The following is a 26,629-nucleotide window of genomic DNA, read 5'->3' as shown; positions in this document are numbered from 1 at the left end:
CTATAGGAGTGAGTTATGAAACTAAAAAAATACCTTTTAACGTTAATGTTAGTAGCAGTTTCTGGTGTGTCAGGTGCTATTGAATTACAGGCGGAAAGCGAAGCCGGTTTTGCAAATTCAGGCTGTTGGTTGATTTTTTGCACAAGTGTTCCGAGTAACCCAGTTCCAATGGGACCCGATGGTGGTGGCGATCCGCCTCCTGATCCTAACTAAATTGGATAGACGTTTTTATTTTACGGTGAGATAAGCAGTAGAGCCAGTCAGATAAAGAGAATAATAATGATTGATTATGCTGTCGCTTTTATCATAGGTAATGTCTGGGCTATCTGCTTTCTAGTTGCAGGCTTGTATAACTTCTATTTTCGCAAGGAATACAAGCCTGTTCTTCATATGTCTCTTGTTCTTGCCTGCACGTTTGCCGTTTCAAAAGTTATCTATTCGCAATTTATATTGCCTCAAGAACACCTGCTGAGCATTTACTACCTGTATTGGGCTGCGGCATGTGGTTTTATCATCCTGTGCCTGGTTGTCGATCATCACATACAAGGTTTTGTATTTCACTGGCCTGCCAAATTAGCTATTTCGCTTTTATTAATTGAAATCGTTTTACATCTTTCCCTTCATATCGACAGAAATATTGTTGCACTCAATAGTGCCTTACAACCCAATCGCGAGCTTGAAAGTGCATGGTGGTTATGGACGGTGAGAAGCATATTTGTGAATCTGGATAACGCGGTAATTTTGATGAGTGTTTTGCTGCCCTTCAAAGCCTTTCGCTCAGAACTTGATATTTACAAAACCGAATATTCCAGCGTGCAAATGGATAAAGTGTTTAAACGAATCCATATGCTGGAAGACATTATTTTTATCATGCCAGATGGCAACAATAAAACCGATGCTTATCAATGTATTGAAAGTGCCAGATTTCTGCTGGAACAATGGGGAATAGGCGGTGAGGAGCGCCGACATTTGTACAGCGCAAACGTGCTTTGTGATCGTGCCAGAACCTTAGCTCTTTATGTGGGTGGCAAATTGGAGAGAAAGTTGAACGATGGCAAAGACGATGTGGTTGATGTGGATTATTGAGGTTGGGGGCGGGGCTTAGTACTGTTCTTAATCGGCAGTTATAAACGAGAAAAAGTCTTTTCTAACAGATAATTAGGTCATGGATGCATTCAAATTTTGTGTTCAATTCATCTATTTATTAAAAAGTATTTGGTCTTTTTCATTCGTTATTTAGCAGCATCCAGCATGTTGTGAATTTTACTTATCATATTTGATGGGCTTGAAATAAATTCACTAATAGGTCTTACTAGCATCGGATTGTGACCCCAAGGGAATTGAGTTCTATCATCACTGGAATAAGCTAAAATGGGCACACAATGTGCTGCCGCAAACCCTATTTCTACACAAACTCCTTCGTCAATAGATCTTCCATCAGTAACGGCCAAGAGCACTTTACTATTTATTATTGCTGTCGTGTCACATTCCCATGTTTTGTTAGAGATTTCTTCCCAATCTGGAGTAGCCATAAGTTCACTTTTCGCTACCATTCCATCTCTTGGTGGGTAAAAAACTGAAATCCCGGCATTTTCTAGAACTGATATAAGCTTTAGGTTGAAATCTCTCTCTGCTTCACAGAAAAATGGAGCTGCAAAGTATACATCTACATTCCGTTCATTAATCATTCGATAACTCCTCAAGTCTGCTGTGAATGTCAAATTCTTCATAAGGATTCAGATGGATAACCTTTGCAATTTGTTTGACAACCTGAGTAATGCTTCTATTACTAGTGGATATTTCAGTTATTGTAGGATTTGGTTCTTTATAAAGATTTCGAATTAATTTTTCTTGAGTTTCGAAATATTCTGAACTTACATTATGTCTATGCTTTGCTCTCGAAAGCAATTCACTGCCTGATGCTGATAACAGTATAATGTGTCCGGGTTTTAGCCTTCTATCGGACACTGCCGGGGATAAAATTTCTAAATGTTGTGATGCTCTTTCTCTGATAGCATTTTCTTTCGCAAATGCCAAAGGATCTAAAGGAGATCTGTCACTAATGACTACCCCACACTTGACCCCTGATATTTTAAAGTCTTTCTTTCTGAACTGTTCTGAAATCCAAATATCAATTTTATCTCGCTCGGATTTTGTTAGTTCCGTATGTGGTTTCGCTAATTCTTCGGGTTTACTTTCAACCCATTCTCCAAACCATCGTAAACTTTTCATTTTATTAACGGTAGTGGTTTTACCTGCACCAACGGCACCAGTTACATAATAAATACGCTGTACAGGCAATCCTAAGCGGTCAGTAAACTCTTCATAATGTTCGTCTCCACATGAGAGTAACCTTCCAAAAGAAGAGAATTCTTCGTCAGTCAAATGAATTGTAATGACACCATACACCTCAAAATTAACCTCTTGCTCGGCCTTCATTGAATGTTCGTTAGGTAACTCATTGCAATATTTTAAATAGTAATGAACATGCCCTGGATTTAGTTGCGTATTTTGCCTTAACAAGTGCTTTAGAGTTGGGTCATTGAGAGATAAACCGATTAAGAGTGAAGTGTATCTTGAAAGGTGTGAAACTAAAGTAGAGTAGTGACCATGCATTGTCTGTATAAGTTGATCAGCAAACTCAGATTCGGCAAATACTATATTATCGCTATATCCTTCAACTAATTTAAAAGGTAGAAAACCATTAGGGTGGTAAATTACACCTTTTGATCGTTGGTATTGAGTGGATGGCTCCCAAACCGTTTCAAATACTTTCTCTTTATTATTAATCTGTTCTTGGTAGTAAGCCTGAGAAAGCATCTGTTCGATACAATCATCGAAATTGTAATTGATAGTTAACGGCGATTCTTTTATTAGGCTCAGGAAACTAGGTAAATAGGGATGAGCCAGATTTCCTTTAGCAATACTGGTTTCGGCATATAAACACTTATGAACAATGTGTAGCCATTTGTATTTTGCTGCGCGTTCAGAAGCCGCATCCACTTGCTTGTCTTTTAATGTTTCTTTTTTAATAAGGTGTTGAAGTAGTCCTTGTGTTCGAACAGTTAGGTCATTATTTCCAATATTTGGCTGATAGTCTTTAAATTCTGGCTCATTTTCTATTCTTGTCACAAGATCGAGCCAGTTTGGAAAGCCAAGAGCCTTTGATGCTCCTGCTCCTAAGAATAAAGCAATTCTTTCCGAATTCTTCCTCTCTCTTAAATGAGAAAGAGCTTTAAAATGCCTTCTTAAGACTTCTAGGTCACTATCTTGTAGGGTAACCATGCGTTTCCTTGGTGATTTAACTAATCAACTAAATCCATAAAGCTTTTGAGTCTTTGTGTTTGACAAGCTCAATTTGAATTTTTCATCGAATATTATTTTTGATTTAAGTGTATTATATTGTCCAAGTGTGAGGTTGGCTAGGCGTAATATCTATTATCACAAAAAACCGGAGCAAGCTCCGGTTTCTAACATCTACATTTTTATTTAAACAGCAGGTCTATTCAAATAGCTGTTCTACTCAAAGCAGCCTTACAATCCCATCACGTCCTTGCCTTGTTTGAAGGTGATGTCTACCGGGATGTTGGCGTTGGCCAGTTTATCCAGGTCGGCTTGTAGCAGGTCGCCGATGATGCCTTTTTCTTTCACTAATTTGTCTACGCCTTCGTAGTCGCCGTTGCCTTGCAGGGTCAGAATTAGTTCAGACAGGCTATCTACTGCTGCGCCCATTTTGTCCAGGTTGACTTTGTAAAAACCTTGTTCATTGCGCTCGAATACGCCTTGATCCTGGAAGTAGTTGAAGCGAACCATGTTGGCTCTGCCGTGTGCGCTGGATGCGCCAAAGCGTGATGAACGGAAGATACCTGCCATAAAGGTCACGTAGTAGTCAGCTAATACGCCTTCGGTGATTTCACCTTTTTCCAACAATTGGCGAACCATGTATAAGCCTAGAATGTCGGCTTTACCTTCTTCCAGGGCTGATGCGTGTTCTTGTAGTGCCTGGCGTACTGTGCCTTTGTCGTTCAATGTGTTCTTGATGCCCAGGCCGTGCGCTACTTCGTGGAACATGGTGTTGGCAAAGAAGGCATCGAAGGTGATGTGTTTACGCTGTTCTGGCACGATTAACTGGTCTGCGATTGGCACCAGAATGTTGTCGAACTTGGCGCGCATGGCGTTTTTCAACTGTAGGCGGCGAGTGCCTTTTTGTAATTGAACCTGTTCGTCGTTTGGCAAGTTAATGGCGATGGTTTTGCTGCCTGCGTTGGAATGGCCTGCGTAGTAGATTACGTCATAGGCGTTCAGGTCGGCATTGGCACCTGGCATTTCTTGTTTGTATTTGTTATCAACTGGCAAGCCGCGTTGTAATTCTGGCAAGAAGGCTGCGTATTTGGCTAAACGCGCGCTCCAATCCAAATCTTTCAGCAGGACATAAGCTTCGAAGCTGGCGCGGTAGCCGAACAATTGGTCTTCGTAGGTTTCGATAGGGCCGTATACCAATTCGATTGGGTTGGTTTTCATGTCCATCCATGCGAAGTCAGAGGCTTGGTAATCATCGGTTAACAAGGCTTTGGCGCGCATGTTCAGGTAGTTAGCGAATTCTTTGTTGTCAGCCAGTTCAGCCGCTTGTTGCAGTAGTTTGGCTGCGCGAGTCAATTCTTCATTGAAGTATTCAGAGAAAGGCACGCTGGCTAATTTGCCATCGTCACCACGAACAATCATGGAATACAAGCCCCGAGCGTCTTTTAAGCCGCTGTTTTGCAGCTCTTCTTTGGTCATATCGGCAGGGTAGAACTGTGCGCCGAGTGGCTTTTCTTCAACGCCAGTCAGGAATGCTTCATCACCTTGCAGGCGATCCCAGGGGCCGTAATTGATGACGGTGAACTTTCTGGTTTCAGGATCGGCGATTTTGTTCAACATATCCTGATAATCTTTACCGTAGGATTGTTTCCAGAACAGGTCGTCCATAATTTCTGATGCGTCGATCAAAATAGCTAGCATGGCCTTTTGGTTATCGCTCAGTTTAGAAATGTCAGATGTCAGTTCTACCGGGCGGTAGATGTCTAAACGAGACTTAAATTCTGGTTTTAAAGTCAGGGCTTCACTTTTACTTTCTGCAACGGTTGCTGGCTTGTTTTCAGTGGTTGGAGCCTGACCGCAGCCGCTTAAGATGAGACCACCGGCAATGAGTGCTGTGCCGAGTAAGTGTTTTTTCATTCTGAACGTTCCCGATTTGATTATAATTATGGTATCGATTCTGAACTTGCCACATGAAGCATCGGCTAGAACAGAGTGCTATGTGAGCCTATTCTGCCGTTGTTGGGCTGTAATGAAAAGGCTTTGTATTATCTTCTTGCTGAATTCGGAATAAGGCATCGCTATTGGATATCTGTAATTATACCTGGAAGCGGTTAGCGCTATTTACTTCTGTTTTAATATGCGGATACTAGCCAGTAAACAAATTCTGATTAGGTTATTTTTTAGGGCGAGTTTTTAATTGGGTTTTCAGCGTGAATTATTCTTTGTCGTTGCGCGTTTGGAAATTGCTTATCGCTCAATAATTTAGGTCGAAAGATGTCAACGGAAAACACCTTATTAACGATTTTAGTTGAAAAAATAAACAACGATACTCTGGTGCTTCCTACGCTTCCGGCTATCGCATTAAAGGTACGTAAAACCGCTGAAAATCCAACAGTGAGTTTGAGTAAAATGGCGGAAGTCATTGCCTTGGATCCTTCTTTAAGTGCTCGTATTATCAAGCTTGCCAACAGTGCTTATCTTGGTCGTTCTATTCGTGCTGAATCTTTGCAACAGGCCGTTACCCGAATTGGATTAACTCAAATCAAAAACATTGCCACTGCTTTGGCGATGGAGCAGCTATTCGTAAGCAAGAATGAGGTGGTGAAGACTTATCTGAACCAGGTTTGGGATCGCAGTGTTAAGGTGGTCGCGAATTCATTGGCTGTATTTCAAGCATATTCTGAACGTCATCAGGTGAAAGGCCTTAACATTGATGTGATGACGTTGGCGGCGTTAATGCACAATATCGGCGTGCTGCCTATTTTAACTGAAGCAGAGCGCCATAATGAGTTTGCTGATCCCAAGTTTTTAAATCAGGCCATTCAGAAACTGGCTGGACGCATTGGCGGTGCTATTACCCGTGAATGGGGGTTTGGTGACGAGTTCGTTCAAGTCGCCGAAAGTTGGCGTGATATGAAAGTGCAGTCGGACAAAGTAAGCTATCTTGATTTTGTACGCATGGGCGCGGTTGCTGCTGGCTTCATTGAGTCCAAGAAAAATTCAGTGATTAATGTGTGTATGCAAAAACGTGTTATTGAAGATATGGATATGTTTCAAAGCAACGAATATAAGGATCGTTTGGCAACGGTGAGAGATATTTTTATCTGATCATGCGCTGAGCGTATTTTCTACTCAGTTCTGCTTAGTGTTAATCAGCCGCTTTCTCTTCTACTCTAAAGTGAAATTTCAGGTAGCCAACAGGGATAATGGCTATCGCAAAGGCGATACCGAAATACAGCATAATCTGGCTCATGGCATCAACGCGCAACGTGCTGGCAATATGCCCGAATCCGGTTGAAATCCCATTTTCCAATGCATTCATAATATAAGCTCGGTCTACGCCATGTGTAATGGTGCTGTAGAGTTCCGATTGCTTGTGCTTCCATATCAACAACGACAAGGTGATGAACAGGTTTGCTGAATATAAGCGCATGGTCAGCGATAGCGAATTTGCCTTGGTGATTTCTTCCACCGCCAGCTTTTTAAAGGAAACTGTCAGCAGTGGCGCAGTAAAGGTGGCGATACCTAATCCTGCAATAATGCGGGTGAACACAATGTATTCTTGCGAGGTGTCGGGCGAGAAGCGCGACATGGCGAAGAAAGCGCAAGCGGTGGCACTGACACTAAACAGCGACAACGGCACATAATATTTTTCCGGGTAATACTTACCTATCATGGGCGATATCACCGCCGCCAAAGCACTGGCAACCGACACAATCAAGCCCGCCTGAATAATCGACAGGCCATAATCGGTTTGAAGCCAAATAGGCAAAATTACCAGTGACGACACGATCAAACCGTTGCCGAATGTCAGCACCAGAGTGGGTAAGCCATAGCCAGGCTCTGAAAGCAGTTTGAAATTGAAGATCTGAGCGGTTTCGCGTCGGTTGGAAAAGTAGAACAGAATCGCCACCGACATTGCTATAGCCAATGCGGTCTGGATCTCGAAAGATTTGAACCAACCGAATTTCTCACCAAAATCAAAGATGAATTGAACCGTGGATACAAATACGGAGAACAACAGCAGTGATACAAAGTAGCCTCGCTGGAACTTTTCGTCTTTCTTAACGCTGAATTCCAGATAAGACACCACAAAAAACACACCAATGGCACATAAAGGCACGTTGCTCAGGAATAGCCAGCGCCAATCCAGATATTCAGTAATAATGCTGCCAATTAAAGGGCCAAAAACCGGTGCTAGCGTAACTGCGCTCATGGTGAGAGATAAGGCTAACGGGCGTTTATCGTCGCCTAATACTTTAATCATTAACGACTGGCAAACCACCACGCTGAATCCTGCGCCAATACCTTGAATAAAGCGGAAGAACAGAAACAGATCGGAATTCTGAGCAAGGCCACAGGCCAGTGATGTGACCATAAAGATCAGGCAGCCGATAATAAACAGCAAGCCTTCACTCCAGAACTTGGTCAGGAAGGCGCCCATAGGAAATGCGATAACCAGCCCGACACCGTAAAAGGTCATGATCCCGGCGGATTGGTATACATCCAGATGCAGGTCAATGGAGATGACCAATAACGACAAAATAGCTATGGAAGTATCGAGCATTTGGGTAAACAGAATCATATAGAGACTGCATACCGCTGCCCATACTTGCAAGCTGTTCTTCATATTACGCACTCGTTGGGGGAGACGGCCTCTTGTGCTTTTCTGGTTTCATCAATGATAAGACTAAGCCGATCTTTATACTCACGCAGCCATTTCGGGTCTGGCTCGGCCGCATTGATGCCAAGCTGTAGCTCTGTCGGCGCTGCTGGCTCAGGTTCCGAACTGGCTTGCACCGAAGTGTAGTGAGTGGGTTGTTCCAGATTCATTTTCACTTCAACCGAGCTGCCGATGGGCAGCATGTCCAGCTCTTTTTCCGAGCCTTGAAGCAGAATACGCACGGGCACACGTTGCTCAACCTTAACCCAGTTAGAGTCGCTGATATTACGTGGTAATCCGGCGAAGGTTGAGGTAGCGGAAGGAACCACCGAAATGATACTGCCTTCAAAAATACGCTCTTTACCGAATACGAATGACGTAACTTCAACCGGGTCATTCGGGCGGATCATATCCAGTTTTGATTCCAGTACGTTGGCTTCAACGATCATGTCTTCTTTCGGTACGAACAGCACCAGCTTGTCGCCCAATTCCACTTGCTGACCGTTGTAAACGTAGTATTCGTAAACATAGCCATCGTAAGGGGCGCGAATAATCAGTTGTTCACGAGTAAAAAATGCTTTCTTCAATCGCGCCAGCAATAAGCTGATGCGAGGGCGTTGCAGGATCTCAAAATGATTATCGAGCGTGTCGATTTGGTGTTCTTTCTCACGGATTTTGATTAACTGCTGCGAGCGATGGAATTCGATATCAGCCTGATCCACAGCTTCATCAGAAACCGCAGCCGTTTTAGACAGCGACGTTAAACGCTTTAATTTTTTCTGCGACAGTTCCAAATCCAGCTCTTCCACAGTGCGTTTCAGTACGGTTACGTCTTTTTGCAGGCAGGTTTTGAGTTCTTCATTTAAGCTTAAACGCAGTTCTTCCTGTAACTCGTCAATTTCCAACTCGTTGATGGTTGGGTTGACGTAGGCAATGATTTGGCCTTTTTTCAGGCGCTTGTCTTTCAGGTTGCCAATAAGCTCCAAACGACCATTGTTGTTGGCGGTGATTGTCAGGGTACGACCGCTGATATAGGCATTGTCGAAAACCAGCGCGTTGGTATCTTGCATGGCGAAGTAGGCAATTACGCCCACAACCGACAGACCACACAATAATTTAATGACAAATTTCAAATCCCAAAACTCCCAATTGCTCAGAAGCTGGACAGCAAATCGTAGTAAATGCCTTCCAGCTCAATGATGTCTGATACTTTTACTCGTTCGTTTACCTGATGGATGGTTTTATTGGGCAAGCCTAATTCCACCACCTGATCACAAATATCTGTGAAAAAACGTCCATCAGAAGTGCCGCCAGTGGTACATAAAATGGGGTAACGACCGCAACGCTGTTTGATGACTTTTTCCAGTCGCTTCACCAGCGTTTCTTCGTCTTCCTGCAAGTGCGTAATGTAAGGTAAACAAGGCCGAGTCCAGGACATGGAAAACTTTTCATAAACAGCATTCAATGTTTCTTCAATGCGTTCTCTGACTTCCTGCTCGGTATAGTTATGGCTATATCGAACATTGAACAGCACTGTACAATTTGCTGGCACCAGATTATCGGTAAAGTGCCCGGTTTCGATGCCGGTCACTTGTAACGTGGTTCCTGGAAAATTGGGCGAACCCTTGTCCCATTCCAACTGCAACAATGCATTCATCATACGGGTCGCATGATGAGCGGCATTGTGATGCATGGTTGGATAGGCAACATGGCCTAACTTTCCGATAACATCAAATTGCCCTGATATCGCGCCTCGCCGCCCCACTAACATGGCGTCACCACTATGTTCACGGCTGGAAGGTTCTCCTATCAGGCAAAAATCAGGTAAAAGATTTTTGCTTTTCAGGTATTCAACAATTCGGATACTGCCTTCATCCGCTTCACCTTCCTCGTCCGAAGTGATAAGGAACATTATTCGGACGTCGGGTACTTTACCAGATTCAATCAAGCGTTCAACTGCGCTGAGCATGGCCGCTATACCACCTTTCATGTCGGTAACGCCTCGACCATATAATTCACCTTCTATTATCTCGCCCGAAAACGGATCGGTGAGCCATTTGTTAGCGTCTCCAACAGGAACGACATCGGTATGACCGCAAAATGCCAGTAGGGGGCCTTTGTTACCATAAATGGCGATAAAATTGCTCACATCCTTGCTCATGAACTGGTGAAACTCAAAGCCCAGATGTGTCAGCTTTTCTGCCAGCCACATTTGGCATCCGGCATCTTCAGGCGTAAGTGACTTTCGGTTTATCAGCTCTTTGCTGTAGCTGACCGCTGGGTGACATTCATCGGCTAATTCGGCACTTTCCAAAGGGGAGTGCAATGGATGGATGTCATCATAAAGGTTAGAGACATGCTCTTGGGATAATGCATCTTGTGATGAAACTGAAGTCGACCCGCTCATATGTGATTCCCTATATTGCCGATATTGCTGATAACAGGGTCTTCATGGTGTGTTCGCCAGCACCATGAGCCATTTTAAATCCTGCGCCACTCCATCCTTCTGAAATGCAAAGGTTGGGAATCGCTTTGCTAAGGTAAATCTTGCCGCGAAAATCTTTGCTGTATCCATCAAAGCCAATTCTGCCGCCTAGCGCGACAGGTTTATCCTGTTGCGGATTCATAAGCGTATTCAGTTGCGTCAAACAGGCAGCCTGTTGAGCTGGATCGGATTGATGGTGATGGTGTAAATCAACATCGAACTTCTGGGTGGCGATGCCAATCAGTTGTTGCTGATGCCCGAAAGGGCGTGTGTAGATATCGGTTTGATAATCCAGCACACAGAAAGGAGGAAAGTCTTCCTCATTCACCAAATAAGTGTCGGCTTGTATGCCTTTTTTGAACACGTCACTGGGAAGGCCAAGTTTGTGCAAAAACTCTGGCGACCAAGCCCCTAAGTTGATGCTCACTGCTTTTGCGGTAATGGGTGTTTCGCTTCCGTTAATGTGCAGAGTAAGGGGGCTGTCTGCTGCAATATCATTCTGTTCTATATGAGTTTGCTCAATATCGGTAATTTGGGCACACTCAAATATTGTCGCGCCAGCTTGCTTGGCTAATTCAGCATACAGCAGGCTGGTTTTTAACGGGTCTGCGAACCCGGCATTGGGCTCGTGAATCACGGTTTTGCGAGCTTGATGTTGCAGTTGTGGCAAATAGGTTACAATCTCTTGCTCAGAACATGCGTCAACCTTTTCACCTAATTGAGTCATGGTTTCCAGCGCCTGTCCCACTGCATTTGAATCAATACCGTCTGCCAAATAAAAGCAGCCAATCGGATTAAACGCGGTTTCCGATTGGTACTGACGGAGAAAACGCAAAGTTTGCACTGACCATTCGATTTCTTGCGGGTTAGCATGAAACGCTCGAACAAATCCGCCGGATTTATGTGTAGAGCCACCGCCTAATCTGCCCTGCTCAAACAGCGCAACACTCAAGTCTGTGCGGGTGGCGATATGGTACAAGGTTGCCAACCCCATGATGCCACCACCGACAATTGCTATATCAAAATGGGTCTTTTGCATCACAATACCTATCAGGGTTTAACCAGAGATTGCAGCGGCAATAATTGCCAAACTGCACTGGCAACACGGCCATTGGCGTTAAATTGGTAGTTGGCTGTGTTTTGGCCTATCACATTGAAGAACGGCGTGTCTTTAGGGATGGAATGGATCACATCATTCAAGTATTGCACCGCATTACGCAAGTTGCCTTCATGACCCTTGGCTTGCCCCATCACAAAATCATGTTGGTTTGCGACGTGTGCCAGATCATCGAAATACTCGTCGATGTAACAATCATCGCAGCCGACAATCTTTAATGTCGGATAAGCCTTGCGTAATGCAATATGCGGTTGCACCAGATTACAGTGGGCTCCAGCCAGAAATACCATGCTGTCGCCTGCTGCTTCTGTTGGAAATTGTTCAAAGGCATTCAATATGCGTTCTTCGGGGAATCTTTGTCCTAACTGGGAGATCAGATTTTTGCTATAGGGTGAACCATCGTGAAACACATAAATTCGCTTTCCTGCTTTCTCTGCTTCACTGACCAGAGCTTGTAATTGATCGTCGTCTGATGGACAAAACAGAGCGCCGCCTTGTTCAAGAGTGAGTTCTGGATTGGTCGACAAAGGTGAAATAAAGCCGATTTTCGCTTCACGATACAGGTTTTTAACTGCCAGACTGCAATAGCTGTTGAAATGGCCGATGACCACATCAAATTGCTCAGCGATTACGGTTTTGGCTACCGCGATAGCCTGTTCCGGATTCGCCATATCGTCGAAGTGCTGTAGGTGCACATTCGCTTGGCGCAAGTGCTCGCATTCAGCTTTGAGCATGTCACCATAAGCGCTGCGAGGGCCGGTTAATGGCCCGCACACCGCGATATTTACTGAGCGATCTATAGACAAGCGAACCATAGACAAGCGATCCTGATCCATATTAGAAATAAGCCTTGTTTTCAGGTTTAACCGCTTGTCCGCCCGGGAAGAAGTTCGCTTGTTCTTCCAGTCCTGCTGCGGCATCAATGCCAAGTTCTTGCATTAGTCGAGCTGAGAAATTCGGCGCAATACCAATCAGGGCAACACTGATAATCTTCAAGCTCAGCGCAGACAATGCCAACAAAGTACGCACCAAAGCGCGCTCTTCTTCGGCTTGTTTCAGGAAATCGATCATGTCGCTGCATGTGCCCATGATTTCAGACGCTTGCTCAACGGCACTCATAATGGTGTGAGTGGAGAAAGAATCTGCCTGATGCGCGCTTAAAATGGTTTGGTAAGCGTTTAACAAAATTTGATAGTGCTGCTTGGTTGCCGAATTCCAGGCACCCGCTTCAGGAATTTCATTGTTGCTGGTTTCTGCCATTAATGCCCAGAAGCGATTTATGCCAGACAACAAACGCTGTTCTACGAAGTTTTCAGTGAACAGGTCGAAGCCGCTTACCGAGAAGTTGTTTACCGCTTGCTCAGGACGAACTCGCGCCAGATACATGCGTACCAGATCGGGAGAATTACTGCCAAAAAAGTCTTTCGCCCAAATCAAATGTTCGCGGCTGGTGGAGAATTTACTGCCATCCAGATGCAAAAACTCATTGATGACAAAGCTGCTGGGAAGTGCATCTTCACGACCTGCCGCCATCAACATGGCAGGGAACAGTACCAAATGATAGAAGGTGTTATCGAAGCCGTAGAATTGTACACGGGAATCGAAATCGCCCCAGTGCTTGCCGCTTGATTGCTGGGTTGCCATCAAATATCCAGGCAGCATTTCCGCCCAAACATAAATGATCTGATCTTCAAATCCGGGAACGGTATGTTTGATGCCCCAAGGCGCAGGATGCGATACCGCAATATCGGGCAAGGTTTTGCTAAATAGCTGGCGAATAAACAACTTGTGATGCGCCATCAGGTCTAAATCATCGAAGTAGGCCATTAGCTTTTCGCGATATTGCTCTAATGGGAAATACAGCTTCTTAACGTCTTTTTTGCTCAAGTCGCCTTTATAGAAACTGGTCGGTTCGATTAGTTCTGGCATGTCATGCGGTAAACCGCATTTTTCACAGCAGTTGCCGTCGCTGGAAACACCACAATGTGGGCAAGTACCGGTGATATAGGCTTCGTGCAGGTAATTGTCGCCATCAAAATATTCAGTGCTGGTTTTGGCTTCCAGTTTTTGCTTGTTGAACAAATCCAGAAAGAAGTTTTGCATTTCTTCGTTGTAACCTTGCATCTCGTAAGGATTGTAGAAATGGTCATAATTGATAACACCGCTTTTCAGTGTGGCTTTGATGGCGTCGGTGTTGAACTGTGCCAAGGCTTTAGGGTCTTTGTCCTGCTGCTGTGCTTTGGTGTAAACGTAAGTCTGGTTTACGTCTGTGCCTGTCAGGTAATGAACGCGGTTGCCTTGGTAACGCATAAAGCGGGAATAGATATCCGCGCCCAGATAAGGACCCGACATATGCCCCAAGTGCAAGTCGCCATTTGGCGTTGGCGGTGTTGCAGTGACCAGAATGTCTTGGTCGCGTTGCAAGTTCAGCTTGCTGAGTTCTTCCTCAATGGCTTGGCTGTCTTCCCACCAAAATGTCAGGAATTCCAACGGCTCATCTTCCGACAAGTTGGTAATAGTGTGCTCGGAGAAGGCGGGCAATAGAATGACGCTATCTTTTTCCACTGGCGCTTCAAATTGGTCAGAATTAACGCGACCATGACCTTTAATCAGGAAGAAGAGTTCAGTTTCATGATGATTATGACGAACTGATGTTTGCAGTGGTGCAACTGTGGCTTTCATGGAACCAAACGGTGGTCTGTCTACCAATTCTTTAGGGATCAGTGATTGGCATTTCAAACCATAAGCTTCAAAGGTTTCTTGAGTATTCAGGTTCACAGTTTTCATTCTATTTTCCTACATCCGCATGTCTGCGAGTTATCATTTCAAATCAGGAGCCCGCGGAACTGAAAAAGTGTTCAGTTCCGGCGGCTAACAACAATATGTATTGGAGCGTTAGGGAACATCGTTGAAAACGACTCCCATCAATCGGCTTAAACAGCCATTGAGTTTTCTCTGCGACTTAACTGACCAGTGATTTTGGCTGAACGATAAGCCAACAGAGACAACAAGGTTTCGCTTAAACCGTGGCTGTGTTCACTTGCGCCTTGCACAAACAGCTTGGGCAGGAAGCCATTGGTTTTGGTTTTAACCACGTAGTTCTCGTCCAGAGCCAGACGATTTGGCGCGTCGTACACCAGATAATCTTCAAAGCCTTGTAGCAGCTCGACCATGCGTGGCTCGTAGCCTGTGGCAAGGAACAAGCCATCAAAAGGCAGTTCTGATTGGGTCTCGTCTTTAATGTTGTCGAACTTTGCCAGCTTTCTTTCTTCATCTACGCCCATGAGTTCATGGAAGTGATTAATGGTGATTTGGTTACTGCCAATGATTTGCTGGAAGTATAAACGTTCATACAAGGCTGTGATCAGTTCCGGGTCGGTGACTGAATAGTTGGTATCGCGGTGCGCGTTTAGCACTTGCTTGCGCAGCTTTTCACTGTAGTTTTGGAACTCTTCGGCGGCTTCGCTGCCAAAGATTTCGTTCACGAATTCAGTTTCATCGGCGGGTTTTAGTGCATAACCACGGAAGCACAAATCCACTTTGCTGTTGGGATATTCGTCAGCCAAATGCATGGTAATTTCAGCCGCACTTTGGCCTGAACCTACCACGACAAATTTGTAGTCTGCATTTTTGTCATCAAAGCTCTTACCCAAATTACGCAAGAAGTCGTTGGAGTGCATGATAGTGTCGTTAAGCGTGACATCGACATTTTCCGGTAGCTTTTTGCTGACACCTGTCGCCAGTGACACATTCTTGGCATACATCACTGATTTTTCGCCAGTGGCGATATTTTCTTTATGCACTGCCAGATATTTTACTGTGCCGTCGTCAGCATCTCTAAAGGGTTCGATTTTAACGACTTTCTCGCCGTAGCTGACGTAATTGTTAAATTGTTCCGCAGCCCATTTCAGGTAATCGTTGTATTCCACTCGACGCGGGAAAAAGCGCTTCAAGTTGGCGAATGACTCCAAACGGCCTTTTTGTGCCAGATAATTCAGGAAAGTGAATTTACTGGTTGGGTTGCGCAACATGGCCAGATCCTTGAAGAAGGAGATCTGCATTTCTGCGTCGGGCAAGAGCATGTCGCCGTGCCAGACAAACTCTGGTTTGCTTTCAATGAAAGCGACATCAAGACCGTTGGGCAATAAGCCGTACTCTTCCATTGCAACTGCCACTGAAAGGTTAGCTGGCCCAAACCCAATGCCTATAAAATCATAAATTTTCATACCGGATTTCCCTTAACACTTATATATGTATTTCGTTGTTCTGGCAGTGCTCTATGCTCTTACCGTTGACGATAATCTGTTTTCTAATTTGTTCGTTCTTCTGCAATAGCTCTTCATAGCTTTCTGCTGTGAAAACGCAGGAGCCGATGTAATCCAATTGGCTGTCGTGAGATGTCACCTTGTGGTTCAGCGGCTTCATTAATTTGGAAAAATGCACACTGTCCGGGAAGCTAATGGATTCAAAAACTTCTAAATCCAGTGGCGGCATGACCATTGAAATGGCGGCTGCTTTGCGATCTTCTTCTGGCAGCTCCAGTTTAGGTTGTTTGCCTAAAGCCAGATCGATGAGTAATTCGGATACGTCTTGTTGCAGTGAATGACTTACCACTGCCAGCATGTCGTAACCAGCGAATCGCAGGTTCATTTCAACCAGTTCAATATTGCCTTTCTCATCGACGATGATTTCCGCGTGAGTAGGCCCGTGCTTGATACCCATTGCTTGATGGATTTTGGTGATCTTGTCTTTAATTTGTTGCTCGAACGGGTTTTTGTAAGGGAAGAACAAACCCATTTCGATAGCAGCATCTCTTGCGGAGACCGCGCGGTCGGTAAAGCCCATCACGTTGACTTCACCATTTACGACTAATGATTCAACGGAGAATAGTTTTCCGATGGCGGCTTCTTCCAAAAAGTATTGGCCGGTCGAGTCAATCAGGTCGAGCAAAATAGAGTAGGGGATTTCGTCTTTATGGCTCCATTTCTCAATGCATTTTTTGATGTCTTCCATGTTTCGGCAATGCCATACGTTAGCGCTGCCTGCACCTGAATTCGGCTTGAAGAAAGCAGTACTGCCGGGGAATGGCCATTCGGTCAGGTTTTGTATTTCCGACATGGAAAGCGTGCGCAAGTTGGTTAAGCCGTGTTCTTGCAATAAGGTTCTGACTTTCAGTTTGTCGAGGTTTCTGACAACCGTTTCAACGCCCGAATTGGGTAAACCAAGTTGCTCGCGGAATATGGCATCTAACGGCAAGGTGATCTCTGAGCCAGCATAAGTCCCTACCACGTCATAGTCGTTTTTGACGTGTTCGAATACTTCTAGAACCGCGTCTTTGTCTGTCCATGATGGTACTTTATACTCTGCATCAATACAGGCTTGAGCGGCTTCATAAGGCGGTGTCGCACTTGCGCCAAGGCTGTTCATGGAAATTGCTACGTAGCCTCTTTCATGAGCTGTCTGCAGTACCTTGAACATATGGTTAAGCGGTTCAAGGATAATAATGGCTTGTTGTTTCATTCCGTTCTAATTCCTGCAATTTGGTTACTGTTCGTCTTGGTCTCTGCGTGTTGTCTCATTAGCGGGGATACCGCTTTGTGGCTTTGTTTAAGCCAGTTCAAAAACCCCTTGTGACTGAAACTCAATGCATTGTTCTATGTCTTTTTCTAAGCAATTAATGTCGAAGTTCGACAGTGAAATCGTCAGAGGAGACACTTCTCCTCCTTTAGCTTCCAGTTTTTGTCCTGCCTCGGGAAAATCCAGATAGCCGTCAAACGACGCCAGTGATTCCAGATCTTGTTGAAAGCGCAGTTGGTTTAACGTGCCATTTTGAGGCGGATAAAATGAAAAATCGGTACTGTATTTAATGGTTTCTTGTGCGGCTTTTTGTTGTTCTTCCGCTGCGCTGTCGGATACTGCCTGTAAGCAGGATGCCAACTGGCTGATACCACCTCGTTTTTCATAGAAATAAATAAATGGCGCGCCGGCTAATCGTGTTGCGGCTTTGATCACCTTAAAACTGTTATCACCCAAAATAACTTCTAAATGAAATGGGCCTGATTCCAGGCCAATGGCATTGAGAAGCTTCTCTATGTGGGCTTTAACTGCCGCATGTTTTTGATCTTCAAACCGGGTTTCCAGTACCGAATGCAAATAACCAAAGGGTTTGGCAATGCGATAAATACAGCGCCAGGTGTCGTACTGAATATGCCCATCGCGGGTCTTAAAGCCGTTGATAAAGTAGGCGTCGCCGGGAATGAGCCTGTGTACGATGCAGCTATGCTGTTCCGCTGTATTCAGGTAATCCAGAATTCTGGCTGGAACACTATCGCCGCGTTCAACAAAACAGGCGGAACCGTCGTCGGAAGAACGATTAGGACGAACTACCAGCATTTCGTTGTCTGGCAAATTCGCCACTAGCTGGTTCAGTTCCTGCTCTGAATTCACGACCTGAAAGTCGCGGAAGGCTAATTCAGGTGCGTTTTTTTGCAGATGCTCGGCTAACAGTGCTTTGTCGCTGAGCCCTGCAAATAAAGGTTTGTGCGCGTCGGAAGATGGCGTCAGTCCTTCGATCATCCTGTTAATTCGTTCTGCCAGATGAAAGCCTTCCGTGGTATCGGAAAAGGCGTACTGCACATTGTGTTCATGAATGACGTGTTGTAATTCGTCATCACCCAAATTCACCAGATTAATGGTTGAATACTGGTTTGCAGCAACGGGCATTGTGTATCCACTTTGTGTGTCACTCACTAACACGGAATGACCACAACGAGCCGCGATTTCAGCGAACTCGAGCAGTGACTTAACAGGATCGATGCAAAGGACTGTCATGATGCGCTCTTAGTGTCTGGTATCTTCAAAGAAGATTTGGTTCATCATGCAACTACGTGGACGAGTCAATGCGAAATCAATGGTATCGACCAGTTCACGCGATGTCAGGTATGTGCCAAATTCTGCTTTTTCCGGTGCATTCCACAGCTCTGGATCTTTAGCGATGTTGTGGAAGTCAGGCGGGTACAGAGAAATCACGCGCACGCCTTTGCTTTTTAGGCGTTCGGTGAGCATTTGCGACATACCGGATTGGCCGTGTTTCATGGCGTAAAAGGCTTCGTGAGCACAAGAACCTTTAAAGTGTGAAATACCACAGACAGACACCATGTTGACGATGTCTGGTGTTTTGGAATTCAACAACAGTTTTTCCAGGTTCTTAACCACCAATAAGCTGCCTGTGACACCAGAGTTAACGGTGTTAACCACGTCTTCGTCAGAGGCGTCGTTCATGCTGCCTTCTAACCACATGGCGGCGTTGTTGACGATGATGTCCATGGTGTCGGTTTCTTTTGCGATGTCTGCCATCGTGGCAGCAACGGCTTTGGGATCGGTCAGGTCACAGTTATAAACGTGTACTGGCTGTTTACAACGTGACTGGAAGAAATCCAGCGTTTCGCGTTGAGCTTGCTCGCCACGTACTGTCAGGAACAACTCCGCACCTTTGTCGGCGAAATGAGTTGCCAAAGTTCTACCAAAGTCACGGTAAGCACCGCTGATGAACACTTTTTTCTGTTCAAATGACATGTATTTTTCCTCGTTATTTGTCACGTTATTTATTTGGGCAGATTAGATAAATCGACGGTCAAGCTGCATTCGCTTGGTGGGTTCTGCCACATCTTTTGTATATAGTCGTATGCGCATGCTGCCCAATCCTCTGACTTGGGAGCATCGGGGTAATAGCTGGGCAAGCACACATTGAGCATGTCGGTTTGGATGCCGTCACCTGGATCCAGTGCGTAGACTTTTACTGCGCCATTTAGCTCTCTTGCCACTGAATCTACCAGACCTTCAACCGCGAACTTCGATGCACAATAAGGCGCTAAGCCTTCTTTGCCGGCGCGTCCCCAGCCTGAACTGATGTTAATAATGAAACCTTTATTGATTTCTTTTACGGCGGCTTCTTTCATGGCGGGCAAAAAGGCTTGCATGCCGTAGACCACACCCATGAAGTTAACGTTCATGACTTGTGCGACTAATTCCGGGTTAATGTCTTCAATATTGGCTGGTGCATTGACTGTGCCTGCGCTTTGCAGCACTACGTCGGGCAAGCCATGCTCAGTCATTACTTTCTTGGCCCATTGGTTCATTGCCTGGGCATTGGTGACATCAACACTGTCGATGGTTAGGTTTTCATGTTGAAAATCGCTATCAGCGGCATTTCTGGCACAGCCAACCACCTTGACACCGTGCTGTAAAAACTGCTCAGCCAGTGCTTTACCAAGGCCTTTGGTGACGCCGGTGATGACGATAAAATTCAAATCACTCAACTTTCCTACCTCTTGTTAATGGGTTATACGTTTACAGCTTCGAGTTCCAAGAGACTGTGAACTTCCCAATGACCGCCCTGTTTAACTCTGGCGCGAATTTTGTCCTGGTCTGCCAGGGTATATTTCGCTGCGTAGAGGAAGGGCATGTCATTGATCTCAGCCGCTTCGAGGTCGTTCATGCTATCACCGATCAACACGCAATCCTCGCTTTTGTAACCGTATTTTTTGATGATGCTGGCGACGCTTTCGGCCTTGATATTGGGCGAACCGAGGGTTTCATCGAAATGCTGTGAAACTCCTTTCGCAATGAGTATCTCTCGAGCGTCATTTTGGTCAGATCCTGTCACAACGCTCATGCCAATATCGCGGTTTGCCAGCGATTCAATTAATTCTTTGGCTCCGGTGCAAAATTCGATATTCAGGCGATTGTCTGCCAGATTTTGCTCATAACGATTCCGGTACTCTTGTGTTAAAGCGGCATCATTCTCCAGATAGGACTCTCTTAAATAGCCAAAATGCTTTTCTCGAGTCCAACCAAAATTACGTTTAAAGTGATGCAGAAATTCATCACCGCGTTCCAAATCTGAAAGCGCTTGTGTCATGGCTTCCAGCTTCATCTGATTGGTGTCCAGCAAGGTGCCATCCATGTCAAATAGCACGTATTTCACTTGCTCCATAAAGTCTTGAACTAACATTATTGTGCAGCCGTGCTATGTTGGTTGATGGCTTCATCAACCAGGTTTTGGTTGAACTGATGGCATTCTTGCTCTGCCAATGATTCCAATATGTCCATTGCCAGGCTCATATCGGTGTTAACCCGTTGTTTAACCTCTTGTACGTACATGGGATGCATCGCGTTGTCTGCGGCAAAATGGTACATAACATCGTCTCCCCATAGGTATTGACGGTGCAGGGGAGTGAGGTAATCAACCAGAAAACGTTGTAATTCTTTTGACCCTTTGGGTTCTGCGAACAGCATGGGAAGTGCCTGTTCTGTTCGGGCGTTGCCTGCGCCTCGTCCCATTCCCATTAAGGTGGCATCAATAAATTCTGCGCCTTCGGAAATGGCGGCTTGGGTATTCAATAGCGCCAGCCCTTTGTTGTCGTGGGCATGGAAACCTAACGGAATACTGCAAGCTTCTTTAAAGAAGTGGAATAGATTGGCGACTCGCTCGGGATTCATGGAACCCAGAGAATCGGCAATGTAAAGCACTTCAACATTGTTCATTTGATTAATGGCATTGACCTGACTGGTCAGCTCTTCTTGGGAGGCCATATCAATTTGCATCAGGTTAACGACAACGCGATAACCTAATGCGGCAAAAACATCCACCAGATCCTTAATGCTGTCCAGTTGTTTGTAGTGAATGGCGACTCGCACCATTGATATTCTGGATTGTTCCGTAGGTAGAAATAATGCATCGACCATGGCTTTAGGGTCTTTGTCTTTACCTACAAATTTTTTAGCATCAACCATTACTGCCAAAGTGATTGCGTCCAGGTTGCTATCACCAGCAAGGCTGCTGATATATTGCTCGTAAGCTTCGGCGTTCATTTCGCCCGGATGACGATAGCCAACTTCAAGAATTGTAACGTCGGTCGAGGCCATTACTTGCAGGTAGTTAGCAACGAATTCGTCGCTGAACTGCCACTCGTTGTAATAACCGCCGTCGCGTAGCGTACAATCCAGAACAGATAGTTTTGTTTTCACCGTAAACTTCCTTCTTGCATCAGTATCGGGATCGGGTGGAAAGTGGCGTATTAATACGCCACTGTGTTTTCTCTTTCGTCGTACTGGAATACTTTGGTCAATGGGAACCATTCAGTTGGGCCATCGTTACCAGGAGTACGTTGTAAAAGTTGACCGTGCATTATGTCGTCCCACTCTTTTACGCGAGGGTCGAACTCAATGTTGGCGCGTTTAAATTCATTGGCAGGAGTGAAGTCGTCATCCGTCTCCATGTACATGAACAGGGTGTAAGGTTTGCAATAGAAGATTTGCATGGTTTTGATGCCCAAGCCTTCTAACGCACCACCTGGGCCGATGATTTCTGGCCATACGCCTTTGTGCATTTCGATGTATTGTTCAACGGCTGCATCGTGACGGATATTGACGGTTAATCCCCAACTTTTCATTGCTTATTCCTATATGTGTTAGTTATTAATCAAGTAGTGAAAGAATGTGATCGTAAGTGATCTCAACTTCGCGCAAGGTTTCCTGATCTGGAATGTAATCGTGTGGGCCACGAACCAGAGCGTTTTTCATCAGTCCTGCGCGTTTTAGTAAGTGCTTCGCCAGGAACTCGTAGCAATCTACGCTGTTCATCATCTGGCACATGAAGTACGACAATGGGTATGCAATTTTGCGTGATCTTTCCAAATCACCTGCTTCCAATGCCAACCAAAGTTCATTGACGACGCGAGCGGTTTCAGCTGCTGGAATCGTGCCTTTCAAACCACGTTTATAGCAGTCGATTAACATCATGCCGCCGTCGCCTTCGAAGATTTTGGCGCGGTTGTTACTTTGGTCACGTAACAGGCTTAACTTGGGCGGTGTCGGTGATGATTCTGGCTTGAAGTAAATTCTGTCTTCACCGAATTCATCCAGAATGCGAACTTGCGTCGTAATCGACAGCGGGCTTTTGGCATAGCTCTTGGCGTGGTGAATGATGACTGGAATTTCCACTTCTTTGATAACGTCGCGGAAGTATTGGAACATCTGATCTTCGCTTAGTGCCGTTGTTGACGGATGCATAAGCAGCAACGCATCAATACCGGCGTCCTGGGCTTGAACACTGTAATCAATAGCGGCGCGAGTAGACTCACCACCGGTACTCATTACGGTAATACCACGGTCTTTGTTGCATTCAACAAGCAGTTTCGCTACTTCGTAACGTTCTACCTGTGTGAGTCGCATTACTTCAGAAACCTGACCTACGACTACGCCCTGACAACCTGAGTTGTAGATGTGATCAACCTGACGTTGATAGTCTTCAGCATCGACATTTAACTTGGTGTCGTATGGCGTAAGAATACAAGGCAGTGTGCCTTTAATTTCCTTCATGCTATCGATCTCCAGAATCGCCTAATATTAATTGTTGAATGTGTTGCCCCAGATACGGGGCAAACTTGAATGCTGTACCATTGAAACCTGATAGCAGCAGAACCTGTTTCTGTTCATCCACATAATCGGCGTAGCCGCTTTCGCGATCGCTGAATGTGTCTAAACTGCAATAGCAGCCAGTCACTTCACTGGTGTTTGACCAATTGAAGCGTTTTTTCGCTGTGTTTTGTGATATGGCTTGATGGCTGGGTAGCGCTTCTTCATGCTCTGAGCCATCGGGGCAAGTCATGCCTTGCAAAATGTAGTGTTCGCCGCCGCGTCCATTGAGATTAAATTCGGCATCAATAAAGCAAGGCATTTTTGCGTTCACTTCGCGAGCCTGATACAAATCTACCTGAATGGTTTTGTTGTATATGGGCAGGTCGATGGCGAGCATTTTCAGTAGATTTGCTGAAGCTGCGCCTGCTGCAATAACAATGCGCTGCCCACGAATATCGCCTAAGTTGGTTTTCACTCCAGCGAGTTCGGAGCCTTCGTATAACGGTTCCATCACTCGACATCCGGGAAGTACGGTTCCACCCAGTCGAAGCCCTGCGTTTACCCATGCCTGAGTGGTGGCAATGGGATCAAGATAGCCTGCTTTGGGCTCCCAAACCGCGCCCTTAAGCTCTTCTTTGGCAATAAAGGGAAACTGTTCTATGACCTGTTCGGGTGTTAGCCAGCTTGAGGTAAAACCATAGCCATGATCGCCGACCGCTTGCTGGCTTGCGTTGATATTTTCAGGCGCAGGGAAGTACAGGAAACCTTGTTCAACAAAAGCGAGAGGCTCACCTGTACGTTGCTCAAAGTGCTGGAAATAATCCAGGCTATAAGCAGCTTGTTGTCGTTGTTTTTCATCGAGGTGGAATACTCTGGCAATGCCCCCTGAATAGGAGGTAATGCCACTGCCGATAGTGTTTTTTTCTATCAGACAGCAAGATATGCCAGCTTCTACCAGATGGTAAAACGTGCTGGCGCCTAATACTCCGCCGCCGATGATGATGACATCAAACTGCTTCATGCTCGCTCTCTCTTTCCAGAATGTACATGGTGTGATCCCGTTCCATGGCTTCCAGCTTGCGCATGTCGTCATCGACAACGCTTTCTTCTGGATGCAACAACAGCGCCCAGCCCGGGCTGTCGAGCATGCTGGTGGTGGGGGGCAAGGTATCGCCAGCTTTAAAGCGAACCACAGAGGAATAATGCGAAGGCAAGTTGATGATCAGGGAAGAATTCACTTTCTTGATTTTGACTGGTTTGGTATTGACGAAACCAAAGATCTTGGCGCACTTGTGGTAGCTGTTTCCGCGTTCTGCCTTGCGTTCAAATTCGGCTGGATCCAGATAGGCATCAACCAATAAATCAAGTTGGCTAAAATCGGCAAACTGGGCAACAAAACTGGGAATATTGGAGCCTTGTAAACGAGCACCAGACTCAATCAATACGGGACCATCTTCATCAATTTTGACTTCAGAGTGCGCAGCCCCCTGATACACACCCAAAGCATCGAGTGCTTGTTTGGTGTAGTTGACCAGCACTTGATAGTCGGGATTATTAGGCTCAATAAAACCCACGGTACGATAGAGCATGGAACCATTCATTTCCCATTTTTCATATTGGCAAATGTTGGTGACGACATGATGGCCTTGCATCGACACAGTATCCACCACGTATTCGATGCCACCGATAAACTGTTGCCCAAGCACTTCAGAGATAGGAAGGTCGAACATGTTATGCATGGAGATGATGTCGTCGTAAGCCTGCTCAACTTGCTCTTTGGTTTGGCATACGTGGACACCATCAGTACCACCAGAATCAACGGGCTTGAGTACAACACGGTAGTTAAGCCCTTCAGCCCATTGCATCATTTCTTCTTTATTGCTGGTGAGCAACTGGGAAATATGGCGCAAGTTGTTATGGCGTAAAGCTTCGTGCATTTTGAATTTGCTACGACGATTTTGTGATGTGGCAGGGTCATTACCCGGAAGTTCAAGCGCATGACGAAGTTTGTCTGTCATCGGAACACCAGTTTCACTGCCTGTAATCACCGCGACAATGTTATGTTTCTTGAGTTCATTGATGACGGTATCGAAGGCGAGTTGAGCAACGGGCTCTTCAAGACAATAATGTGCGTCGAAGCCATCCAGACTAAATACCGCTTTCAAATAAGTGGGCACTTCTTCAAAGGTGGTGACACAGATTGCTCGATACCCTCGCTTAGCGGCTTCAGGCGCAATCAGACTGCCGCTGGAAAATGGGTCTACAACGACGATTACTGGTGGCATTTCAGTATGAGATTGAGGTTGCAAGTGTGATTGAGAGTCAGTCATCCTTTTCCCCTACTTCGTATACTGTGGTTGCAGTTGCGACATCGCTGCCTGCGCTTTGGTTAATGCAGCTTGGAGGCTGTCACCTGTGGCTACTGCAACGGCCAGACGATCGAAACTGTTGCGTGCAGGAACAACCTTGCTTCCTGCCGGCTTCATTAACCTCAAAGTGTGAATGCCATCCAGCTCTTCCGCTTTGGTATTGCCTTTATATGCCTCGACTGTTGTTTCAGCGGTGACATTAGGAAAGGCAAACCAGACTGCTGCGGATTGCTTTTTGGGTAGATGCTCCGGGATCTCTTTAAGCACTGATTCGCCCAGAATTTGGCGAGCAGAGCAGGTGAGTACGTCGACACCTGTTGCCAGTTCTATTATCTCATGAATGAGATCACCGCCGACGCGGGTATGGGATTCAACCAGAACCGGGCCTTCGGAGGTTAAGATAATTTCGCTGTGAGCTGGCCCGTTTTCGATACCCAAAGCAGAAAGCACCTTGACGATATAATCAATCACTTGGGTTTCTGTCTCGGTGTCTAACTCGGCATGCATGGCATGCCCTTGCTCAATAAAGGTATTGTCGTATTTATATTTCTTGGTAATGGCTAGAATACGGTGCTCTCCATTTTCGGAGAAAGATTCAACGCTGAATTCATCGCCTTCCAGAAAGCTTTCCATTAGGGCGGGGAATCCTTGCCCTTGTTGTTCCAGAGCGACTATTGCCTGAGAGACGTCATCATGGGAAGCCACTCGAGATACGCCAATACTTGCCGAGGCTGCTAATGGCTTGAGAATGGCTAATTGACTGACATTATCCAGAAAATCGTGAGCTGCCTGCTCGTCGTTAACAATGGCGTATTGGGCTGATGGTATGCCGTTTTGTACCAGAATATCTCTGGTGCGGGATTTATTGTCGGTATTGGCTACGGCGTCTTTGGATAAAATAGAACGGATATTAAAGCGTTCAACCAGTTGAATGACCAAATCAAAGTATTTGTCGTTGTAACAGCAAACAGCATCAATGGCTTGTTCTGAATTCCAGGCAGCAACAATCTCAACAACGCTGTCATTGTTGATCTCTTTGCTAATAAACACTTTGTCGTAGTCGAATTCATACTCGGCCTGAACAAAGTCTGCTTTTGTCGCAATAAGGCTTAAACGATGGTCGCGCTCTTTAAAGAAACCACTCGCCGGGAAACAGCGACCAATACACAATATATTCATAATATTGATTCTTAACTCTTAATAATGGTTAAAATACTACCACTTCAAATTGGAAATAAGTTCAAGCCAAATATTGCAGTTTGCAACGAGATGTT

At 45.5% G+C, this 26,629-nt stretch carries 24 protein-coding genes; 3 read left to right on the top strand and 21 right to left on the bottom strand.

What is annotated here, in order from left to right:
• Positions 1-15: 15 nt before the first annotated feature.
• Together KIH87_RS15190 and KIH87_RS15185 are read left to right on the top strand one after the other, a co-directional pair.
• The gene (locus KIH87_RS15190; protein WP_232358699.1) at positions 16-213 is read left to right on the top strand and encodes a hypothetical protein; all 198 of its coding nucleotides are present in this window, start codon (positions 16-18) and stop codon (positions 211-213) included.
• Positions 214-279: 66 nt separating this feature from the next.
• Positions 280-1,086: a hypothetical protein gene (locus KIH87_RS15185; protein ID WP_232358698.1), complete on the top strand. Its 807-nt coding sequence runs from the start codon at positions 280-282 to the stop codon at positions 1,084-1,086.
• 146 nt (positions 1,087-1,232) lie between these two features.
• Here the strand turns inward: KIH87_RS15185 and KIH87_RS15180 are convergent, their stop codons facing one another.
• From KIH87_RS15180 to KIH87_RS15170, 3 genes are all read right to left on the bottom strand, one after another.
• On the bottom strand, positions 1,233-1,688 hold the full coding sequence (locus KIH87_RS15180) for a nucleoside 2-deoxyribosyltransferase (RefSeq protein ID WP_232358697.1): 456 nt from the start codon (positions 1,686-1,688) through the stop codon (positions 1,233-1,235).
• Positions 1,681-3,285, bottom strand: coding sequence for an SIR2 family protein (locus tag KIH87_RS15175; protein WP_232358696.1), 1,605 nt, complete (start codon positions 3,283-3,285; stop codon positions 1,681-1,683). The genes KIH87_RS15180 and KIH87_RS15175 overlap by 8 nt, the downstream gene beginning before the upstream one ends.
• 249 nt (positions 3,286-3,534) lie before the next feature.
• Positions 3,535-5,217 carry a dipeptidyl-peptidase 3 family protein gene (locus KIH87_RS15170; RefSeq protein WP_232358695.1) on the bottom strand — a complete coding sequence of 561 codons (1,683 nt, stop codon included), beginning with the start codon at positions 5,215-5,217 and terminating at the stop codon, positions 3,535-3,537.
• Between the two features lie 357 nt (positions 5,218-5,574).
• Between KIH87_RS15170 and KIH87_RS15165 the strand changes: the two genes are divergently transcribed.
• Complete coding sequence (locus KIH87_RS15165) at positions 5,575-6,408, top strand: HDOD domain-containing protein (protein ID WP_232358694.1); 834 nt, start codon at positions 5,575-5,577, stop codon at positions 6,406-6,408.
• Positions 6,409-6,448: 40 nt separating this feature from the next.
• On the opposite strand, the gene KIH87_RS15160 is transcribed toward KIH87_RS15165, so the two are convergent.
• The 18 genes from KIH87_RS15160 to KIH87_RS15075 all read right to left on the bottom strand — a co-directional run bounded on the left by KIH87_RS15160 (position 6,449) and on the right by KIH87_RS15075 (position 26,534).
• The gene (locus KIH87_RS15160) at positions 6,449-7,930 is read right to left on the bottom strand and encodes an MFS transporter (RefSeq protein ID WP_232358693.1); all 1,482 of its coding nucleotides are present in this window, start codon (positions 7,928-7,930) and stop codon (positions 6,449-6,451) included.
• Positions 7,927-9,096 carry an HlyD family efflux transporter periplasmic adaptor subunit gene (locus KIH87_RS15155; protein WP_232358692.1) on the bottom strand — a complete coding sequence of 390 codons (1,170 nt, stop codon included), beginning with the start codon at positions 9,094-9,096 and terminating at the stop codon, positions 7,927-7,929. Before KIH87_RS15155 ends, KIH87_RS15160 begins: the two co-directional genes overlap by 4 nt.
• Positions 9,097-9,116: 20 nt before the next feature.
• Positions 9,117-10,370: a succinyl-diaminopimelate desuccinylase gene (gene dapE, locus KIH87_RS15150; protein ID WP_232358691.1), complete on the bottom strand. Its 1,254-nt coding sequence runs from the start codon at positions 10,368-10,370 to the stop codon at positions 9,117-9,119.
• 10 nt (positions 10,371-10,380) lie between these two features.
• Complete coding sequence (locus KIH87_RS15145; RefSeq protein WP_232358690.1) at positions 10,381-11,487, bottom strand: NAD(P)/FAD-dependent oxidoreductase; 1,107 nt, start codon at positions 11,485-11,487, stop codon at positions 10,381-10,383.
• An 11-nt stretch (positions 11,488-11,498) separates the two neighbouring features.
• Positions 11,499-12,401, bottom strand: a complete 903-nt coding sequence (locus tag KIH87_RS15140) for an ABC transporter substrate-binding protein (protein WP_232358689.1) — start codon at positions 12,399-12,401, stop codon at positions 11,499-11,501.
• Position 12,402: 1 nt separating this feature from the next.
• Complete coding sequence (locus KIH87_RS15135) at positions 12,403-14,352, bottom strand: class I tRNA ligase family protein (protein ID WP_232358688.1); 1,950 nt, start codon at positions 14,350-14,352, stop codon at positions 12,403-12,405.
• A gap of 146 nt (positions 14,353-14,498) precedes the next feature.
• Entirely contained in the window at positions 14,499-15,791 is a 1,293-nt protein-coding gene (locus KIH87_RS15130) for a lysine N(6)-hydroxylase/L-ornithine N(5)-oxygenase family protein (protein ID WP_232358687.1), read from the bottom strand.
• Between the two features lie 19 nt (positions 15,792-15,810).
• A complete protein-coding gene (locus KIH87_RS15125; protein WP_232358686.1) occupies positions 15,811-17,085 on the bottom strand; it encodes an ATP-grasp domain-containing protein in 1,275 nt (424 codons plus the stop codon).
• An 87-nt stretch (positions 17,086-17,172) separates the two neighbouring features.
• A complete protein-coding gene (locus tag KIH87_RS15120) occupies positions 17,173-18,396 on the bottom strand; it encodes a hypothetical protein (RefSeq protein ID WP_232358685.1) in 1,224 nt (407 codons plus the stop codon).
• A gap of 9 nt (positions 18,397-18,405) precedes the next feature.
• Complete coding sequence (locus tag KIH87_RS15115; RefSeq protein ID WP_232358684.1) at positions 18,406-19,140, bottom strand: SDR family oxidoreductase; 735 nt, start codon at positions 19,138-19,140, stop codon at positions 18,406-18,408.
• Positions 19,141-19,169: 29 nt separating this feature from the next.
• Entirely contained in the window at positions 19,170-19,883 is a 714-nt protein-coding gene (locus KIH87_RS15110; protein WP_232358683.1) for an SDR family oxidoreductase, read from the bottom strand.
• A gap of 23 nt (positions 19,884-19,906) precedes the next feature.
• Entirely contained in the window at positions 19,907-20,578 is a 672-nt protein-coding gene (locus KIH87_RS15105; protein WP_232358682.1) for an HAD family hydrolase, read from the bottom strand.
• Positions 20,578-21,594, bottom strand: coding sequence for a beta/alpha barrel domain-containing protein (locus KIH87_RS15100; RefSeq protein ID WP_232358681.1), 1,017 nt, complete (start codon positions 21,592-21,594; stop codon positions 20,578-20,580). Before KIH87_RS15100 ends, KIH87_RS15105 begins: the two co-directional genes overlap by 1 nt.
• Before the next feature lie 50 nt (positions 21,595-21,644).
• Complete coding sequence (locus KIH87_RS15095) at positions 21,645-22,019, bottom strand: L-rhamnose mutarotase (protein WP_232358680.1); 375 nt, start codon at positions 22,017-22,019, stop codon at positions 21,645-21,647.
• 25 nt (positions 22,020-22,044) lie between these two features.
• Positions 22,045-22,947 carry a dihydrodipicolinate synthase family protein gene (locus KIH87_RS15090; RefSeq protein WP_232358679.1) on the bottom strand — a complete coding sequence of 301 codons (903 nt, stop codon included), beginning with the start codon at positions 22,945-22,947 and terminating at the stop codon, positions 22,045-22,047.
• Position 22,948: 1 nt separating this feature from the next.
• Positions 22,949-24,007 (bottom strand): NAD(P)/FAD-dependent oxidoreductase, encoded by a 1,059-nt coding sequence (locus tag KIH87_RS15085; protein ID WP_232358678.1) that lies wholly within the window; start codon positions 24,005-24,007, stop codon positions 22,949-22,951.
• Positions 23,994-25,316: an ATP-grasp domain-containing protein gene (locus KIH87_RS15080; protein ID WP_232358677.1), complete on the bottom strand. Its 1,323-nt coding sequence runs from the start codon at positions 25,314-25,316 to the stop codon at positions 23,994-23,996. The genes KIH87_RS15085 and KIH87_RS15080 overlap by 14 nt, the downstream gene beginning before the upstream one ends.
• Positions 25,317-25,325: 9 nt before the next feature.
• Complete coding sequence (locus KIH87_RS15075; RefSeq protein ID WP_232358676.1) at positions 25,326-26,534, bottom strand: ATP-grasp domain-containing protein; 1,209 nt, start codon at positions 26,532-26,534, stop codon at positions 25,326-25,328.
• Between the last annotated feature and the right edge of the window lie 95 nt (positions 26,535-26,629).

It is taken from the genome of Paraneptunicella aestuarii (genome assembly GCF_019900845.1).
Classification (GTDB): Bacteria; Pseudomonadota; Gammaproteobacteria; order Enterobacterales; family Alteromonadaceae; genus Paraneptunicella; species Paraneptunicella aestuarii.
This window is presented reverse-complemented; position numbering and strand designations above follow the sequence as displayed.

Excerpts from the sequence above, each read along its gene's own strand:
- KIH87_RS15190 (WP_232358699.1), top strand. The coding sequence starts at position 16 with ATGAAACTAAAAAAATACCTTTTAACGTTAATGTTAGTAGCAGTTTCT.
- KIH87_RS15185 (WP_232358698.1), top strand. The coding sequence starts at position 280 with ATGATTGATTATGCTGTCGCTTTTATCATAGGTAATGTCTGGGCTATC.
- KIH87_RS15180 (WP_232358697.1), bottom strand. The coding sequence starts at position 1,688 with ATGATTAATGAACGGAATGTAGATGTATACTTTGCAGCTCCATTTTTC.
- KIH87_RS15175 (WP_232358696.1), bottom strand. The coding sequence starts at position 3,285 with ATGGTTACCCTACAAGATAGTGACCTAGAAGTCTTAAGAAGGCATTTT.
- KIH87_RS15170 (WP_232358695.1), bottom strand. The coding sequence starts at position 5,217 with ATGAAAAAACACTTACTCGGCACAGCACTCATTGCCGGTGGTCTCATC.
- KIH87_RS15165 (WP_232358694.1), top strand. The coding sequence starts at position 5,575 with ATGTCAACGGAAAACACCTTATTAACGATTTTAGTTGAAAAAATAAAC.
- KIH87_RS15160 (WP_232358693.1), bottom strand. The coding sequence starts at position 7,930 with ATGAAGAACAGCTTGCAAGTATGGGCAGCGGTATGCAGTCTCTATATG.
- dapE (WP_232358691.1), bottom strand. The coding sequence starts at position 10,370 with ATGAGCGGGTCGACTTCAGTTTCATCACAAGATGCATTATCCCAAGAG.
- KIH87_RS15145 (WP_232358690.1), bottom strand. The coding sequence starts at position 11,487 with ATGCAAAAGACCCATTTTGATATAGCAATTGTCGGTGGTGGCATCATG.
- KIH87_RS15140 (WP_232358689.1), bottom strand. The coding sequence starts at position 12,401 with ATGGATCAGGATCGCTTGTCTATGGTTCGCTTGTCTATAGATCGCTCA.
- KIH87_RS15135 (WP_232358688.1), bottom strand. The coding sequence starts at position 14,352 with ATGAAAACTGTGAACCTGAATACTCAAGAAACCTTTGAAGCTTATGGT.
- KIH87_RS15130 (WP_232358687.1), bottom strand. The coding sequence starts at position 15,791 with ATGAAAATTTATGATTTTATAGGCATTGGGTTTGGGCCAGCTAACCTT.
- KIH87_RS15125 (WP_232358686.1), bottom strand. The coding sequence starts at position 17,085 with ATGAAACAACAAGCCATTATTATCCTTGAACCGCTTAACCATATGTTC.
- KIH87_RS15120 (WP_232358685.1), bottom strand. The coding sequence starts at position 18,396 with ATGACAGTCCTTTGCATCGATCCTGTTAAGTCACTGCTCGAGTTCGCT.
- KIH87_RS15115 (WP_232358684.1), bottom strand. The coding sequence starts at position 19,140 with ATGTCATTTGAACAGAAAAAAGTGTTCATCAGCGGTGCTTACCGTGAC.
- KIH87_RS15105 (WP_232358682.1), bottom strand. The coding sequence starts at position 20,578 with ATGTTAGTTCAAGACTTTATGGAGCAAGTGAAATACGTGCTATTTGAC.
- KIH87_RS15095 (WP_232358680.1), bottom strand. The coding sequence starts at position 22,019 with ATGAAAAGTTGGGGATTAACCGTCAATATCCGTCACGATGCAGCCGTT.
- KIH87_RS15090 (WP_232358679.1), bottom strand. The coding sequence starts at position 22,947 with ATGAAGGAAATTAAAGGCACACTGCCTTGTATTCTTACGCCATACGAC.
- KIH87_RS15085 (WP_232358678.1), bottom strand. The coding sequence starts at position 24,007 with ATGAAGCAGTTTGATGTCATCATCATCGGCGGCGGAGTATTAGGCGCC.
- KIH87_RS15080 (WP_232358677.1), bottom strand. The coding sequence starts at position 25,316 with ATGACTGACTCTCAATCACACTTGCAACCTCAATCTCATACTGAAATG.
- KIH87_RS15075 (WP_232358676.1), bottom strand. The coding sequence starts at position 26,534 with ATGAATATATTGTGTATTGGTCGCTGTTTCCCGGCGAGTGGTTTCTTT.